Annotated in this window: 12 protein-coding genes; 7 read left to right on the top strand and 5 right to left on the bottom strand. The window is 69.2% G+C overall.

Going from position 1 to position 15,474, the window contains the following annotated elements; genetic code table 11:
- Positions 1-193: 193 nt before the first annotated feature.
- Positions 194-910: a ferritin-like fold-containing protein gene (locus ACYVII_RS09940; protein ID WP_460534447.1), complete on the top strand. Its 717-nt coding sequence runs from the start codon at positions 194-196 to the stop codon at positions 908-910.
- A gap of 6 nt (positions 911-916) precedes the next feature.
- Here ACYVII_RS09940 and ACYVII_RS09935 read toward each other — a convergent pair whose 3' ends face one another.
- Genes ACYVII_RS09935 through ACYVII_RS09925 form a run of 3 tightly spaced genes read right to left on the bottom strand, consistent with a single transcriptional unit; the run spans position 917 to position 2,301 of the window.
- Positions 917-1,750 (bottom strand): tyrosine-protein phosphatase, encoded by an 834-nt coding sequence (locus ACYVII_RS09935; RefSeq protein WP_460534445.1) that lies wholly within the window; start codon positions 1,748-1,750, stop codon positions 917-919.
- Between the two features lies 1 nt (position 1,751).
- On the bottom strand, positions 1,752-2,063 hold the full coding sequence (locus ACYVII_RS09930) for a hypothetical protein (protein WP_460534443.1): 312 nt from the start codon (positions 2,061-2,063) through the stop codon (positions 1,752-1,754).
- A 13-nt stretch (positions 2,064-2,076) separates the two neighbouring features.
- Positions 2,077-2,301 (bottom strand): DUF3107 domain-containing protein, encoded by a 225-nt coding sequence (locus ACYVII_RS09925; RefSeq protein WP_460534441.1) that lies wholly within the window; start codon positions 2,299-2,301, stop codon positions 2,077-2,079.
- Between the two features lie 207 nt (positions 2,302-2,508).
- On the opposite strand from ACYVII_RS09925, the gene ACYVII_RS09920 reads away from it, so the two are divergent.
- Positions 2,509-5,613 (top strand): ATP-dependent helicase, encoded by a 3,105-nt coding sequence (locus ACYVII_RS09920; protein ID WP_460534819.1) that lies wholly within the window; start codon positions 2,509-2,511, stop codon positions 5,611-5,613.
- Positions 5,606-9,082 (top strand): ATP-dependent helicase, encoded by a 3,477-nt coding sequence (locus ACYVII_RS09915; protein ID WP_460534439.1) that lies wholly within the window; start codon positions 5,606-5,608, stop codon positions 9,080-9,082. The genes ACYVII_RS09920 and ACYVII_RS09915 overlap by 8 nt, the downstream gene beginning before the upstream one ends.
- A 25-nt stretch (positions 9,083-9,107) precedes the next feature.
- Here ACYVII_RS09915 and ACYVII_RS09910 read toward each other — a convergent pair whose 3' ends face one another.
- Entirely contained in the window at positions 9,108-10,190 is a 1,083-nt protein-coding gene (locus ACYVII_RS09910; protein ID WP_460534437.1) for a phosphotransferase, read from the bottom strand.
- 101 nt (positions 10,191-10,291) lie between these two features.
- Here ACYVII_RS09910 and nudC point away from each other — a divergent pair, with 101 nt between their 5' ends.
- From nudC to ACYVII_RS09890, 4 genes are all read left to right on the top strand, one after another.
- A complete protein-coding gene (gene nudC / locus ACYVII_RS09905) occupies positions 10,292-11,245 on the top strand; it encodes an NAD(+) diphosphatase (protein WP_460534435.1) in 954 nt (317 codons plus the stop codon).
- Positions 11,242-13,038, top strand: coding sequence for an ATP-dependent helicase (locus tag ACYVII_RS09900; RefSeq protein WP_460534433.1), 1,797 nt, complete (start codon positions 11,242-11,244; stop codon positions 13,036-13,038). Before nudC ends, ACYVII_RS09900 begins: the two co-directional genes overlap by 4 nt.
- An 865-nt stretch (positions 13,039-13,903) precedes the next feature.
- The gene (locus tag ACYVII_RS09895; protein WP_460534431.1) at positions 13,904-14,650 is read left to right on the top strand and encodes an AAA family ATPase; all 747 of its coding nucleotides are present in this window, start codon (positions 13,904-13,906) and stop codon (positions 14,648-14,650) included.
- Between the two features lie 135 nt (positions 14,651-14,785).
- A complete protein-coding gene (locus ACYVII_RS09890) occupies positions 14,786-14,956 on the top strand; it encodes a hypothetical protein (RefSeq protein ID WP_460534429.1) in 171 nt (56 codons plus the stop codon).
- Between the two features lie 93 nt (positions 14,957-15,049).
- On the opposite strand, the gene ACYVII_RS09885 is transcribed toward ACYVII_RS09890, so the two are convergent.
- Positions 15,050-15,474: HNH endonuclease signature motif containing protein (locus tag ACYVII_RS09885; protein ID WP_460534427.1), on the bottom strand; the 425-nt coding region annotated here is incomplete at its 5' end.

Here is a 15,474-nt window from a genome sequence, read left to right as displayed (position 1 = left end):
CGTGACTAGTCTACTGACGACTGAGCCGAGAGCAGAGCGAGCTCGCTCGCTCTGCCGAGGCGATGGAGTCAGTTGAGCGGCGAAGCCGCGATCACCGGCGACTGAGCCGAGAGCAGAGCTCGCTCGCTCTGCCGAGCCGATGGAGCCAGTCGGAGCGAGAAGCGCGACCAATAGGCCCCTAAACTTGGGTTCCGTGACACCCTGGTTCGCGCGCAGGACGCCGCCCGTCGATGCGCCGAAGCTCAAGCCGCGACGCGAACAGGCGGCGGGCACACGCGTGGACCTGCACGACATCGCCCCCGACCTGCTGCCTTACCTGGGTCAGGTCGCCTACTTGCAGCTGCAGGCCTTCGAGACGCTCTCCGGTGTCGTGCAGAAGGTGCCGTCGCTGACGAGCAAAGAGATGATCTCGCTGGCGGCGGGCGCCGCCCTCAGCAAGCACCAGTCAGTGGTTGCCGAGATCCGCAGGCACGAGGCGGAGCCGGCGGACGTGATGGCACCGTTCGCGCTGGCGATCGACGGGTTCCAGGCGATCACGATCGGCCGCGACTGGCAGGAGACGCTGCTCGCGGTGTACGTGACCGACGGGCTGCTCAGCGACTTCTTCATGCGCCTGGCCCAGGGGCTCCCCGGCGACGTGGGACCACGCGCGGCGAGCCTGCTCGGCGCGCAGGGCAGCACGGAGCAGCTTGCAGGCATCCTGGAACTGGAGATCCAGGCCGATGCCACGCTCGGCTCGCGGTTGGCCATGTGGGGCAGGAGGCTCGTCGGCGACACGCTGCTCGTGGCCCGTTCCGCGCTGAAGCTCTCGGGCAATCAGCGTTCTGATGAGGAGCGCATCGACCCGGTGTTCACCGAGATCATCGGGGCACACACCCGGCGGATGGACGCTTTGGGGCTCACCGCCTGAGGCACGTCACTCCAGCAAGAGCTCGCGCAGCCGCTGCTGCACGTCGCGCCCGAGGCCCAGACCATCCGTGAAATAGCCTTCGATGGTGCCGTACCTCTCGTGCATCTCGGTAAGCGCCGCCTCCAGGTACTCCGGTTCGACACGCAGGATGGGTTTCAGCAGATCGGGCTTGCCTCCGCGAGCGGCGAAGGAGTCGAGCAACGGCTTCATGGCGTGGCGCAGGTACTCGTTGCTGAGCAGATAGTCGTGGAGGACGGATTCCTTCGGAACCCCCAGGAGGCTGAGCAGCGCTGCCGTGGCCCATCCGGTGCGGTCCTTCCCGGTGGTGCAGTGGTACAGGGCGGGAAGGGTGGTCTCCCGCGACAGGTCGAGGAACAGCGTGCGGTAGGACGCGCGGGCGCTCGGCAACGAGACGAGGCCTCGGTAGATCTCCTCGAAGATCGCGGGGATGTCGGTCTTGGACAGCAGCCGGCTCGCCTCGTCGGGGTGCGCGAAGACCTCGGGAATGCGCGCTGCCGCGGACCCGGGCGAGTCAGCGAGCACGTCGAGGTCGACCTCGGAGGTCGCGGGAGGCACCCGGTCCGGGTCTTCCCTCCGCTCTGTGGACGTCCGCAGGTCGAAGACCGTGTGCAACCCGAGCTGTGCGAGGAGCTCCAGGTCTGAATCCGTTGCGCGATCCAGAGCGGTCGACCGGAAGACGAGGCCGAGGCGCACCATCCTGCCGTCCGTCGTTCGGTAGCCGCCGACATCCCTCAGGTTCGGGATGCCTTCGGTGTGCAGCTCAGCACCTGGCACCGAGTCTGTGACGTCGTTCCGGTCGCCGGGATCTGCCTCGCTCACGTCAGGCGCCCGCTGAGGAGACGCCCGATCGAGTGAGGCGGTGCAGGCGCCGTTCGTCGCCCCTGGTGCGCAGCGCTCCCAGCAGCAAATCGATACCGACGGTCATGACGGCGGTGGCGATGAGCGTGATCCACCAGATCCAGCCGCCGTTCCACTTCAGGCCCGCCCACGTGAGCGCCACCCAGAGTGCGGCGGCGAACCCCGCGCCGAATGCCGGGACGAGCACGCTGCCGTGCGCGTGCCGGTAGGGGAGGGCGTAGCGGGCGATGAGGCCGATGATGGCGCCGCCCAGCGTGATGAACAGAAGCTCCATTGCTCTAGGAACGTTACGCGACGAAGCCGACCCGGCGGGATTCCTCGCTGCCGATCTGCACGTAGGCGATTCCGGCGGTCGGCACGATGAAGAGGCTGCCGTGCTCGTCGCGCAGTTCGAGCGTGCTCGCGTCGCTGCCGAGCGCCGCGCTGACGGCCGCCTCGACCTCTGCTGCCGACTGGTTCGACTCGAAACTGAGCTCACGCGGAGCGTTGACAATGCCGATGCGAATATCCACCTGGGGTGCCTTCCGACTTGTGTTCGCTGGTTGTCAGTCACACTACGGCAGCAGCGCGATCCGTTCCGCGCGGTTCACTGTCGGCAGAACGCCATCGCCGATCGCGGTCGGCTTGACCCTTGAACAGGCCCTCACTGCGACGAAAGCGAGCCTTCATCGCCGTGGCTCAGTCGCGTGTCGGTGGCGGCTCATAACGTGAATGGCGTGATGCACCAGAACCCGATCGTCGCGAGCGCTGCCGACCTCGACTCGTCGCAGCGAGCGGTCCTCGCGATGGATGCCGGGGCATCCGCCGTCGTCATCGGCGCACCGGGCACCGGAAAGACGACCGCGCTCGTCGAACTGCTCGCCGACCGGGTGCATCGCTGCGGGTTCGCCCCGGAATCCGTGCTCGCTCTTACGTTCGACCGTGCGAGTGCGACGCGTCTGCGCGACCGGCTCGGCCTGCGGGTCGGCGAGGCGGTGAACGGTCCCCTCGCGCGTACCGTGTCGTCGCTCGCTTTCGACATCGTGGCTCAGGCCGCGATCCGAGCCGGTTCCGAGCCGCCTACCCTGCTCACCGGGGCGGAGCAGGACGCCGACGTGGCCGCACTGCTGGCCGGGCACATCGAAGACGCAGCCGGGTCCGCCGGGCCTGTGCCCCAGTGGCCGGAGCATCTGGGCGAGGCGGTGCGCGGTCTGCGCTCCTTCCGCACGGAGCTGCGCGAGCTGATGGCCAGGGCGACCGAGCACGGCGTGACGCCGGAGTGGATGCGTGTGCTCGGCAGGGAGCACGGACACGCAGAGTGGGTGGCCGCGGCCGACTTCATCGACGACTACCTGGCATCCATCGCGCAGGCGCGACCCGACCAGCTCGACTCTGCCGAGCTGGCGCGTTTCGCCGTCGCCGCGCTGGAGCGTGGAGAAGTCAGCGACGCGGTGGCACGGCTGAGGCTCGTGGCCGTCGACGATCTGCAGGAGGCGACGCAACTGGGACTGGCGTTGATCGAGGCGCTGCGCTCGCGGGGTGTCACAGTGGTGGCGTTCGGCGACCCGGATGCCTCCACGAGCGTCTTCCGCGGTGGTTCGGCCGACGTAGTCGGCCGCTTCGCCGCGGGGATGCCCACCCACCTGCTTCGTGTCGCGCACCGGCAGCCACCGGTGTTGCGCGACCTCACGCGGAAGGTCACCGAGCGAGTGGGTACTGCAGGGGTGGTGGGCCATCGTGGCGCCCTTCCGGCCAGGGCTGCTGACGACTCGCTGGATCCGCTCCTCACCATCGAGGCGCCGACGCCCGCGCGAGAGTGGGCGGCCGTGGCGCGCGTGCTGCGGGAACGGCACCTCATGAACGACGTGCCTTGGTCTCGGATGGCAGTCGTGGTGCGCTCCGGCGCGCTGATCGACGGGGTGGCGAGAGCGCTTGCCGTTGCCGAGGTGCCGGTGCGCACGACGAACGGGGCAACGGCCCTTCGCGACGATCCTGCGGCCAGGGCGCTGCTCGAGATCGTCGACCGCGGTATCGGCCGGTCGGCCCTCGACATCGAGTCGGTGACCTCCATGCTGCTCGGCCCGTTCGGGCGCCTGGACCGACTGGCGGTGCGGCGGCTGCGAGTGGCGCTGCGCACCGAGGAAGTGGCTTCGGGCGGCGTACGCGCCGCCGACGAACTCCTCGTGGAGGCCATGGCCGCGCCCGGTCGCCTCGCCACCATCGACCACCGCATCGCACGTGATGCGGACCGCCTCGCCCGCACGCTGGATGCCGTGCGCAAGGCATCCGCCGCGGGAGCGGGAATCGAAGAGCTGCTGTGGACGGTGTGGGAACGTACCGGACGCGGGGCGCAGTGGAGGCAGGCGGCGTCGGGGACGGGAGTGGCGGCATCCGAGGCGAACCGCAACCTCGACGGGGTGGTCGCACTGTTCACCGCAGCGAAACGATTCGGTGAACGCGAACCGGATTCGCCGGCGTCAGTGTTCCTCTCCCGCGTGCTCGACGCCGACGTGCCGGAGGACAGGCTCTCGCCGACCCGCGTCGCGGAGTCGGTGCTCGTGGCGACGCCATCCGGTGTCGTCGGCCAGGAGTTCGACGTGGTGGTCGTCGCCGGACTGCAGGAGGGCGTCTGGCCCGACCTGCGCGTGCGCGGCACGCTGCTGAACACTGACGCGTTGATCAGGGCGGCGTCCGGCGAGCCGGATGCGGTGCTCGACGCGCGCAAGCAGGTCGCCGCCGACGAGCTGCGCATGTTCGCCGTCGCCGTGTCGCGGGCCAGCAGGCAGGTCGTGCTCGCTGCCGCATCCGACGATGACGAGTCGCCGAGCGTGCTGTTCGGCCTTGCGCCGACGGGAACGCCGGGGGTGGATGTCTCGGCTGCCGCGCTCACGTTGCGCGGGCTGACGGGCCGGCTGCGTCGCGAACTCACGCGAGGCGACGCGACGAGCGCCGCACGCGACGAAGCCGCATCCGCGCTGGCCGCGCTGGCTTCGGCGGGTGTGCCGGGCGCCGATCCGTCGCAGTGGCACGGGGTTCTCGAACCATCGAGCACGGCGCCGCTGTTCGATGACGACGAGGTCGTACCGGTCTCGCCCTCGCGCATCGAAGCGATCGAGGAGTCGCCGCTCGACTGGTTCCTGGACGACATCGCCGGATCGAGCACGAGCACGTCGATGGGCATCGGAACCATCGTGCACTGGGCGATGGAGACGGTGGACGACCCGGCGGTCGACGCGTTGTATGCCGCCGTTCAGTCCCGCTGGAACGAACTCGTGTTCGAGGCACCATGGATCGCCGCACGCGAGAAGCGCGCCGCTCGGCGGCTCGTGCAGGGCGTCGCGGAGTACCTCGCGGACGCAGAGCGTTCCGGAGCGCGACTCGTGGCGGCAGAGACCGGGTTCAGCCTCGATGTCGGCCGTGCTCAGGTGCACGGCAAGATCGACCGGGTCGAGGCCGACCCTTCCGGCGGCATCACGATCGTCGACCTGAAGACCGGCAAACCGGAGACGAACGCAGCGAAGCTGGCTCAGATGCCGCAGCTCGGCGTCTACCAGCTCGCCTACGCCTCCGGGCAGCTCGACGCCCCGTGCGAGCCGTTCGCACCGCATCGCAGCGCTGGAGCGAAGCTGCTCTTCGTGCGCGACGGTGTGCGCGGCAAGGCGTATCGCGAGGGTGCGCAGGCGGCGCTCGACGAGGAGGGACTGGAGACGTTCCGGGAGCGCATTCGCCAGGCCGCTCAGGCGATCGCCGTCGCCGAGTTCGAGGGCAAGGCCGAGCTCGACGAGCACCGTCCCGGTTTCGCGGTGCGTCGCCTGCACCGGGTGGGAGCCGTCTGTGGTGAGTGAGCAGAGCGTGCTGAGTGAGCAGAGCGTGCTGAGTGAGCAGAGCGTGCTGAGTAAGCAGAGTGCGGTGGGTGAGCAGAGCGCGGTGAGTAAGAAGAGTGCAGTGGACGAGTTCGGTGCGCCGGGGCCGCGCAGCGCCGTGACGCAGATCGTGCGTGCGGATGCCATTGCCGACGCCCTGGGCACGCATCGGCCCACCGACCAGCAACGAGCCGTGATCGAGTCTCCGCTCGCGCCGGCACTCGTCGTGGCGGGTGCGGGGAGCGGCAAGACCGAGACCATGGCGTTCCGGGTGCTCTGGCTGCTTGCAAACCGTCTGGTCGAACCCGGCCAGGTGCTCGGCCTGACGTTCACCCGCAAGGCGGCGGGGGAGTTGCGCGAACGCATCCGCGACCGAATAGCACGCCTCGCCGCAGCCGGAGTGATCGACGAACCCGACGAGTTCGACCCGCCGGTGGTCTCCACCTACAACTCGTTCGCGAACACGATCTACCGCGACAACGCCCTGCTTCTGGGACGTGAGGGCGACGGCGCGGTGCTGGGGGAGGCATCCGCATGGCAGCTCGCGCGAAGCGTCGTGGTCTCCAGTCGCGACGCCAGGCTGCACGACCTCGACCAGTCCGTCGACCAGGTCACCCGTGCGGTGCTGCAGCTCGCCCACGAGCTGGGGGACAACGCAGCGGATGCGGATGCCGTCGCCGCCATGGCCAGCGAGTTCGCCCGTCTCGAGGAACTGCCGAACGGCGGATCGGGTTCGTACCAGAAGGAGGTGGTCGAACCCGTGCGCGCCGTCGGGCACCTGCCGCTCCTTCTCGACCTGGCACGAGCGTTCGACGCGGAGAAGCTGCGTCGGGGGCTCGTCGAGTACTCGGATCAGGTGGCGTTCGCGCTGCAGATCGTCGAGCGGTCGGCCGACGTGGCACAGGGCATCCGCGAACGGCACAGCGTGGTGCTTCTCGACGAGTATCAGGACACGTCCGTCGTGCAGACCCGGCTGCTGTCCACGCTGTTCGCCGGGCGGCCTGTGATGGCCGTGGGTGACCCGCACCAGTCGATCTATGGCTGGCGTGGAGCAAGTGCTTCGAACCTCGATCAGTTCGCGGCGGCGTTCGGTGAGCGTTCGCAGGCGGAGTCGAGTGCTGGAGCCGACAGCGACGGGGCCGGCCCTGGCGAGTCGGATGCCGGCGAGGTCCGGCGCTATGGACTCAGCACGAGCTGGCGCAATGGCACTCGGATCCTCGACGCGGCCAATCGGCTGGTACAACCCCTGACTGCTCGGTCCCGAGTCGCGGTCGACGCGCTCACGCCGTCGCCGGTGGCGAGCACAAGGGGCATCCGGAGCGTGTTCGCCGAGACCCTGGCCGAGGAGGCGGATGCTGCCGCCGTATGGCTGAAGGAGCGGCTTGCCGAGCCGGTTCTCGACGGAGAGGGCCGCCCGGCGCTCGACCCGCAGGGACGCCGTGCGGTGCCGAGCGCCGCGATGCTGTTCCGCTCCCGCGGGACGCAGGCCGCATTTACGGCCGCGCTACGCGAGCACGGCGTGAAGTACCACGTGCTCGGCGTGGGCGGGCTGCTCGCCGAGCCGGAGATCGCCGACCTGGTCAGCGCCCTGCGAGTGGTGGACGATCCGACGGCCGGGTCCGAGCTGGTGCGGTTGCTCGCAGGCGCGCGGTGGCGCATCGGCGTACGCGACCTTCGGGGGCTGCGCGATGCGGCGCGCTGGCTCACCCAGCACGACTACAAGCAGCAGCGACTGGATGCCGGCGTGCGGGCCGCGATACGGGCCAGCGTGATCGACAGTGAGCAGGCATCCGTCGTCGATGCACTCGACGCGCTTGTTCACGCCCCCGACGGGCACAGCATGCTGCTGGGCATCTCCGAGGTGGGACTGGCGAGGATGCGCGACGCGGGCAAGTTGTTCGCCCGGCTTCGCGCTCGCAGTGGACTCGACCTCCTCGATTTCGTGACGCTGGTCGAACACGAGCTCGGCCTCGACATCGAGCTCGCTGCCAACGAGTTCCGCACCGGTGGCCGCGGGGCAATGGATGCCTTCTTCGACGCACTCGCCGACTACCTGGCGGTCAGCGAGACGGCCGGGCTGCCGGGATTCCTGGGCTGGCTCCGTGAGGCCGAGCAACGAGACTCGCTCGCGCCGCGGTCGGAGAAGCCCGAGCCGGGTTGCGTGCAGATCCTCACCATCCACGGCTCGAAGGGACTGGAGTGGGATCATGTCGTCGTTCCGCGGCTGGTCGAGGACGAACTGCCCTCGAAGCCGAACGAGGGCACCAACGCGTGGCTCGGGTTCGGGCGGCTGCCGTGGGAGTTCCGCGGCGATGCCGACGAGTTGCCGTCGTTCGCCTGGCGCGAGGCGATGACTCGCAAGGAGGTCAAGGAGGCCAGGCAGCGATTCAAAGACGAGGTGGGTGAGCACTACGAACGTGAGGAGCGGCGCCTTGCCTACGTGGCCGTCACGCGCGCCAGGCACTCCCTTCTGCTGACCGGATCGTTCTGGTCGACTCAGAAGCAGCCGCGATGCCCGAGCCGCTACCTGACCGATTTGGCGGACGCCGGGATCGTCGCTCCTCTGCCGCAGGCATCGGTCTACGACGAGAACCCGCTGGGCGACGGCGCGGAGCCGATCAGGTGGCCGATCGATCCGCTCGGGGGTCGCCGAGCGGTGGTCGAGCGCGCGGCCGAACAGGTGCGCAGCGCGGACCCGCGGCGTCCCGGTCGCTGGAGTCACGACGTGGAGCTGCTTCTGCGGGAACGCGAGCGGATGCTGCGGGCATCCGGCGACGTGGCGGTGCCGACCCGCGTGCCGGCATCCCGCTTCAAGGACTACATCGACGCGCCCGGTGAGGTGGCGGAGGAGTTGCGCCGGCCCATGCCGGAACGGCCGTACCGTGCCACGCGTCTCGGAACACTCTTTCACGCCTGGGTGGAGCGCCGTGCCGGTGTCTCGGGCGGTACCGAGGTGATCGACGCGTTCACCGCGGAGCTCGACGAGGACCCGCTCGCGCCCTCTGACGCCGACGGCGCCGGGCTCTCCGGCGACCTGGTGGAGCGCGAGCGACTTGCCGCACTGCAGCGCACCTTCGAGCGGTCGCCCTGGGCCGACCGGCAGCCGGTGGAGGTCGAGCGCGAGATCCATCTGCCGTTCGACGGCCATCTCGTGATCTGCAAGATCGACGCGGTCTACGAGAACGACGGTGGGTACGAGATCGTCGATTGGAAGACAGGCAAACCGCCGAAGGATGACGCCGACCTCGCCAGCAAGCAGCTGCAGCTGGCTCTGTACCGCCTGGCGTTCTCGCGGTGGCGAGGCATCGATCCGGGTCTGGTGGATGCCGCGTTCTACTACGTCGCCGACGACCGGATCATCCGCCCGGCGGAACTTGTCGACGAGCACGAGCTGCTCCGGCTCTGGCGCGCCAGCACTGGAGCAGAGGCGAGCGGCTTCGTCGCGGCGTGACCGCTACACAACGCGCGGAAACCGGTCAGTCGTCGTCGCGTTCGAACTCGTCCTCCGCCGGCGGACGGTCCTCGGCCACCGGCGGGAGGCCCTGGGAAGCGTCGCCGTGGTCGCGATCGAGCGGCGTGGCATCCAGGAGTGCTTCGACGTCCGTTACGGCCATGATCGGGCCGGTGTGCGGCGCCAGCGGGTCGACGTCGTCGTCGTGAACGCGCTCGACGAGGCTGTCGAGCATGGCCACGGCGTCGTCCACGATGAGCTGATCGTGCAGCTCGCGGCCGTGCATGAGCCAGCGCGCCAGCTCGAGCTCGGCGTAGAGCGTCGCCCGGAAGAGCAGGTTGCGGTCGGATGCTGCGCCGCGCGCCAGCGAGTACGCCTCGATCGCGCTCTCCGCGGCATCCGCGTTCATGCCGAGCACCCAGTGCAGGTCGCGTGCCGGGTCGCCGACGCGCAGCGCGGACCAGCCGATGAGTCCGACCACGGATTCTTCGCGCACGATGAACGAGTCGATCGTGAGCGCCCCGTTGATCACGGTCGGCTGGAACCGCCACAGTTCCTCGTCGTCGACCGCCTCCTTCCAGCGCTTCGACAGCGCCGCAGGCACGAGGCCCGTTGCTCCGGCCGAGGAGATGAGCGTCTTCGTCGCGGCGAGGCATTCGGAGGCAGTGAGCGCGGGCAGCCCGGCCTCGCTCACGAACGACGTCGGCAGCGTGTGAATGGCTGCGACTGCCCGGCCGATCGAGGCGGCGAGGCCGTCGCCGGGCTGCACGTTCTCGAGCGCGACCTTGTCGCCGGGAAGGAACGTGTAGACGACTGCGCGGGTGCCGCCGATCGGGGTCTGGCCGACATATTCCGGGACGTCGAAGGGCAGACGTGCGCGCACCCCGGGCGTGAGCGAGTGCAGCGCGACGAGGTCGGCGCTCTGCTCCGTCTCGGCGTCTTGCGATGCCGGAACCCGGATGATCAGCTCGGTGCCGTCGCGGCTGGTGAGCAGCGCTGACTCGAAATCGCCGTGCAGATCGTAGCTGTAGCTGCGGGTACCGGCGATGTCCAGGTCGGGCACGGCCGACGTGGCCAGCGCGGCTAGAGTGAGGTGGGATCTGGCCATACCGTCAAGGTTAGGCGCCCGCTTGCGCACCGAGGCTGTGCGCCACGCGTTGCAGGCCAGGCCAAGCTGCACAGGCCGCGCCGCTTTCGAGGAGATCACCTATGCCCCGCCCGCTCGGTCCGCTGCCGCTGGCACGATCAGCCGTCGACCGCGATGGTGTAAGCCGCACCCGCGAATCCCTGTTCGACGAACTGCTCGCAGACGAATCCACCAGAGTTCTCCCGCTCTGGAACGGCCGGGTGCTGGCGAAGGATGCCGAGGGTCGCGCCCGCCTCACGCTCTTCCGGGCCGACGAGGTGACATCGGCGCTCACGCGCGTCTACCTCGGCCGCACCCTCGAAGCCGGGCCAGACGAACCTGCCGGAACCCCGGTCATCCTCTGCGTTCTGACGGATGCCGCCGCCCGCGAACTGCAGGCGGACGAGGGCGCGTGGCGCGGTCTGCGCGAACTCGCCACGGCCCTGAGCGACCGGGACGCCGGACTGGTCACCGAGTCCGTCGCCGTCGCGAACTGGCACGCATCCCACACGCACTGCCCGCGCTGCGGCACCCCGACCGTCGTGGAGCACGGCGGATGGATGCGCCGGTGCTTCGTGGACAACAACGAGATCTTCCCGCGCACCGATCCAGCCGTGATCATGCGGGTTCTCGACCAGGACGACCGCATCCTGCTCGGCTCGAACGCCCTGTGGGAGAACAACCGGTGGTCGCTGCTGGCCGGATTCGTCGAGGCGGGGGAGTCGTTCGAAGACGCCGTCGGGCGCGAGGTCGGGGAGGAGTCCGGGGTACTGGTGACCGATCCGCAGTACCTGGGATCGCAGCCGTGGCCGTTCCCGGCATCCGTGATGATCGGCATGGAAGCACGCGCGGTGTCCGGTCACACGGAGCTTCGTCCTGACGGCGAGGAGATTCTCGCGTTGCGCTGGTTCAGCCGCGACGACATCTGGCGGCAGCGTGACGACATCCTGCTGCCAGGCGGTTCGTCGATCGCGCACGCCATCGTGCGGGACTGGTACGGAGGGCCCCTGGACCAGCCTCCTGCGGAGACCGTGTGACCGGCTTCGCCCGATCCGATCCGGCACCGCCGGAACCGGGGTCGCCCCAGGCTCTCCTGGACGGGCTCGACGACGCGCAGCGTGTCGTGGCGGAGGCGCTGCTCGGCCCGGTGTGCGTGCTGGCCGGCGCAGGCACCGGAAAGACGCGGGCGATCACGCACCGCATCGCGTACGGCGTCGCGATGGGCGTCTACGCGCCGAACCGGGTCATGGCGCTCACCTTCACGAGCCGGGCGGCGTCCGAGCTGCGCACCAGGTTGCGGGCCCTCGGGGCATCCGGGGTCGCGGCGCGAACGTTCCACGCGACCGCGCTGAGCCAATTGAACTACTTCTGGCCGATCGTGGTCGGCGGCGGGTTGCCGCGCGTGCTCGACGGCAAGGCGAGGCTGCTCGGGCAGGCGGCGGAACGCATCCGGTTGCGGGTCGACACCGCCACCCTGCGCGACGTGGCCGCGGAGATCGAGTGGCGCAAGGTCAGCGAGCTGAGCATCGACGACTACGCACGGGCGCAGCGGCCCGCGCCCGGGTCGCTCAGGGCCGAACGGGCGATCGACCTGCAGCGCGCGTACGAAGCGCTGAAGGACGAGCGCAGGCAGCTCGACTTCGAAGACGTTCTGCTCGCCTGCGCCGGCATGATCGAGACCGAGCCGTCGGTGGCGATGCACGTGCACGAGCAGTACCGCTTCTTCGTGGTGGACGAGTATCAGGATGTCTCGCCCCTGCAGCAGCGTCTGCTCGACCTGTGGCTCGGTGACCGATCCGACCTGTGCGTGGTCGGCGACGCGAGCCAGACGATCTACTCGTTCGCCGGTGCGTCGAGTTCGTTCCTGCTCGACTTTCCCCGCCGGTATTCGGATGCCACGCTCGTGCGTCTCGAGCAGAACTATCGCTCCAGTGCACCCATTGTGGAGACCGCCAACCGGTTGATGCGCGGCCGGCCAGGCGCGCTGACGTTGCACGCGATTCGACACGACGGTGCGTCCGGCACGGCGGCGGCGGTTTCGACGGCCTCGACCGGCGGTACCTCGGAACCGAAGGATCCGGCACCGCACGTTGCGGGCTACGGCACTGACGCCGAGGAGGCCACAGCGGTCGCCGCAGAGTTGAGTGCGAGCATCCGTGACGGCGCGAAGCCGCAGAACCTCGCCGTGCTGTACCGCGTGAATGCGCAGGCGGCCCCGTTGGAGGCGGCGCTGACCGACGCCGGCGTCGCGTATCAGATGCGCGGTTCGAGGCGGTTCTTCGACCTGCCCGAAGTTCGTCAGGCGGTGATGACGCTGCGTGCCGCGTCGCTCACGGTGTCGGATGAGCCGCTCTTCCAGTCCGTGAGCGACGTTCTTCGTTCCCTGGGCTGGACGCTCGAGGCGCCGCAGGCCGCGGGCAGTGTGCGAGATCGCTGGGAGTCGCTCAACGCGCTCATGGGTCTTGTCGACGACGCGCCGGCCGGCACCTCGTTCCGGCAGTTCACCGACGACCTGCTCGCCAGACAGGCGGCGCAGCACGAACCGACCATCGCGGCGGTGACGCTGTGCACTCTGCACGCCGCGAAGGGGCTGGAGTGGGACGACGTGCACCTCGTCGGCCTCGGCGACGGGCTTGTGCCGATCGGCTACGCCCGCACTCCGGAGGCGATCGAGGAGGAGCGCAGGCTGCTCTACGTCGGCATCACGCGCGCGAGGCGCCGGCTGACGCTGAGCTGGGCTGCGAACGCTGCCGGCCCACGAGAGCCGTCACGTTTTCTGGCAGAGCTCGGCATCCGCACAGCGGGTGAGGCGAGTGCGACTCCTCGCTGACACGTCCGTCACGGTGCACATGGATGCTCGTGGCCGCGTGAGAGCGGTCGCCCGCCCGTAACCGGGCATCCACCCACCGTGCTGCCAGCGACGCCGCCTGCGCTGACAAGAGAGCCGGCTCGGGAGGGTGCGGGAGCGCATCGAGCTGTACCGCGATGGCCGGCCAAGCCGGATCCAGGTCGCGTCGCTCCAGTGAGAGGCAGCGCAGGCAGGGGCCATGATCGTGCTCGTGGTCATCGATCGGTGGATCGGCGTACGGCGAGTCGACGAAGGGCCCCACCTGGGCCCCGTCGTCCCCGAAAACGATCGGCAGGTGCGGAATGTCGCGCCGCAGCCAGGGGCCGTGCCGCCACGGCGGGATCACGTACGAGCCGACGATGACCGCCGCGGCTACCCCGACCGGCTCGCCACCCGCTCGATCGGCGGGGACGGCCTGGTGTCCCGCCTCTCGCAGCAACCGGAGCAGTCGCTCCGCGGTCGGGCCGGCGCCGTCGATCGCGATGGTGCGCGGTGGGGCAGCGTCCGGGGCTTCCAGAGCGGATGCGACCGAAGCGAGCAGAGCGTCCACCTGCTGGGCGGCATCGGTCCGTGTACCGCGCGTGGCCTCCACCTCGAGCGCCGAGCGCGGAGCTCCCGTGCGCAGCGCTGCCAGCATTCGCTCCGTCTGCGGTGCAACGTTCGCGAACGTGCACACCACGCGATCCACGCCCAACTGCAGCGTGTGCGGGTCGCGCCACACGAGCGGTATCGCGGGATCGAGGCGAAGGATCATGTGCGCCATCATGCCCAGGCTCGAGGCAGCCCCGATTCCGTTCTCCACAGCCTCGGGTGCCGTGTGTCTCCGGTGGCTGCGAGACTGACTGGCGTGAGCGCCCCTGGTTCGTTCTCGCAGTCGCCCGTGGTCGCGATTTCGCGGAGGCCGGATGCCGGCGACCGAGTCGGGGAATGGCCGCGAACCGTGCCCGCTGTCGCGCAACTCCTCGAGAATGGCCTCGAGCCATCGCCGGGGGTCACGTTTCTCGTGGGCGAGAACGGGTCGGGGAAGTCGACGATCGTGGAGGGTATCGCGCTCGCGTACGGCTTCTCGCCCGAAGGTGGTTCGGCGTACGCCCAGCACAGCACGCGCGCGACCGAGTCGGCGTTGTCGGACTGGTTGCAGCTGCAGCGCGGTATCGGCTCCGGACGTTGGGGGTTCTTCCTTCGCGCGGAGACGATGCACTCGTTCTACACGTATCTCGAACACCACCCGTCGAACTCCCGCCGCGGGCCCGAGCCCGCCTTCCACGAGATGAGTCACGGCGAGTCGTTCCTCGCCATTCTGGAGACGCGTTTCGATTCGCCCGGGTTCTATTGCCTTGACGAGCCGGAGGCCGCCCTGTCGTTCGGGTCGACGCTCACGCTCGTGGCCACGCTGCACCGAATCGCCCACGAGGGTGGTCAGGTGATCTGCGCAACGCATTCTCCGGTGCTGGCAGCGCTGCCGGGTGCACGCATCCTCGAACTGGGCGAATGGGGCATGCGCGACGTGACCTGGGAAAACCTTGCGCTGGTGCAGCACTGGCGCTCATATCTCGATTCCCCGCAGCGGTACCTAAGGCACTTGCTCGGCTGAATGGCGTTCCGGGCCCCTTAGCGCATCGTCGTCAGCACGAAGTGGTTGGAGAGCGCGGCATAGAGTGAAGGCGTGCATCGCCGGGCTCCATCGGTTTTCAGTGCTGCACTTGCCAGCCTGTACTGGAGGCGCTGAATGACGCGGAAGACGAAGAAGCCCAGTTCCTCGCCGTGGTTCTTCATGACTGGGAGCAACTATGCACCGTCTTCTTGGCAAGGCTGGGTTCTGATCGCGGTAGCCGTGGTTGTCATCGCCGCGGTCGTGGCGGTCATCGTGACGCTGTCCGGAGGCCAAGTCTTCCACTGAGCGCGCACTCGCACGCGGGCGCCAGCTACGCCTTCGTTGTCCTCTTGCAGCCGCGAACACTTCGGCCTCGGCACGGCAATTCAGCTCAGGCGTTTAGAAGGGTGGTGGGTCGCTGTCGTATCCGGTGGGGGTGCGGACGCGGATGCCGCCGTCGGGTTTCGGGTCCAACCGGATCCTGGTGACGGTTTTCAGCCGGTGGAGGCGGGGTTTCAGCGGGGCAAGGTTGGTCACGTTGGTGGGTCCGCCGTGTTGTCGTTCGATGACGTGGTCGATCTCGGCGCCGGTGGTGACCCCGACTGGGAGGTAGGGGGCGGCGTCCTCATCCAGCCCGTACCTCAAGGTGAGCCAGGTCCGCTGATCCGGGGTGGGACGGTACCGTTTCGTGTCCAGGTTCAACTGTGCCGGCCGGATCGGGTCGGCGAGCACTTTCCGGAATGAGGGCGCGTCCCGTAACGCTTTCCCGGCGACACTGGGCGGGATCGGACCGTAGCCCAGGAGCTCGGCGAACCGGCCGTCCG

The sequence above is a fragment of the Humibacter ginsengiterrae genome (assembly GCF_054780115.1).
This window is presented reverse-complemented; position numbering and strand designations above follow the sequence as displayed.

Coding starts and splice junctions, on each gene's coding strand:
- ACYVII_RS09930 (WP_460534443.1), bottom strand. CDS start 2,063: ATGGAGCTTCTGTTCATCACGCTGGGCGGCGCCATCATCGGCCTCATC.
- ACYVII_RS09910 (WP_460534437.1), bottom strand. CDS start 10,190: ATGGCCAGATCCCACCTCACTCTAGCCGCGCTGGCCACGTCGGCCGTG.
- ACYVII_RS09920 (WP_460534819.1), top strand. CDS start 2,509: ATGCACCAGAACCCGATCGTCGCGAGCGCTGCCGACCTCGACTCGTCG.
- ACYVII_RS09890 (WP_460534429.1), top strand. CDS start 14,786: ATGACGCGGAAGACGAAGAAGCCCAGTTCCTCGCCGTGGTTCTTCATG.
- nudC (WP_460534435.1), top strand. CDS start 10,292: ATGCCCCGCCCGCTCGGTCCGCTGCCGCTGGCACGATCAGCCGTCGAC.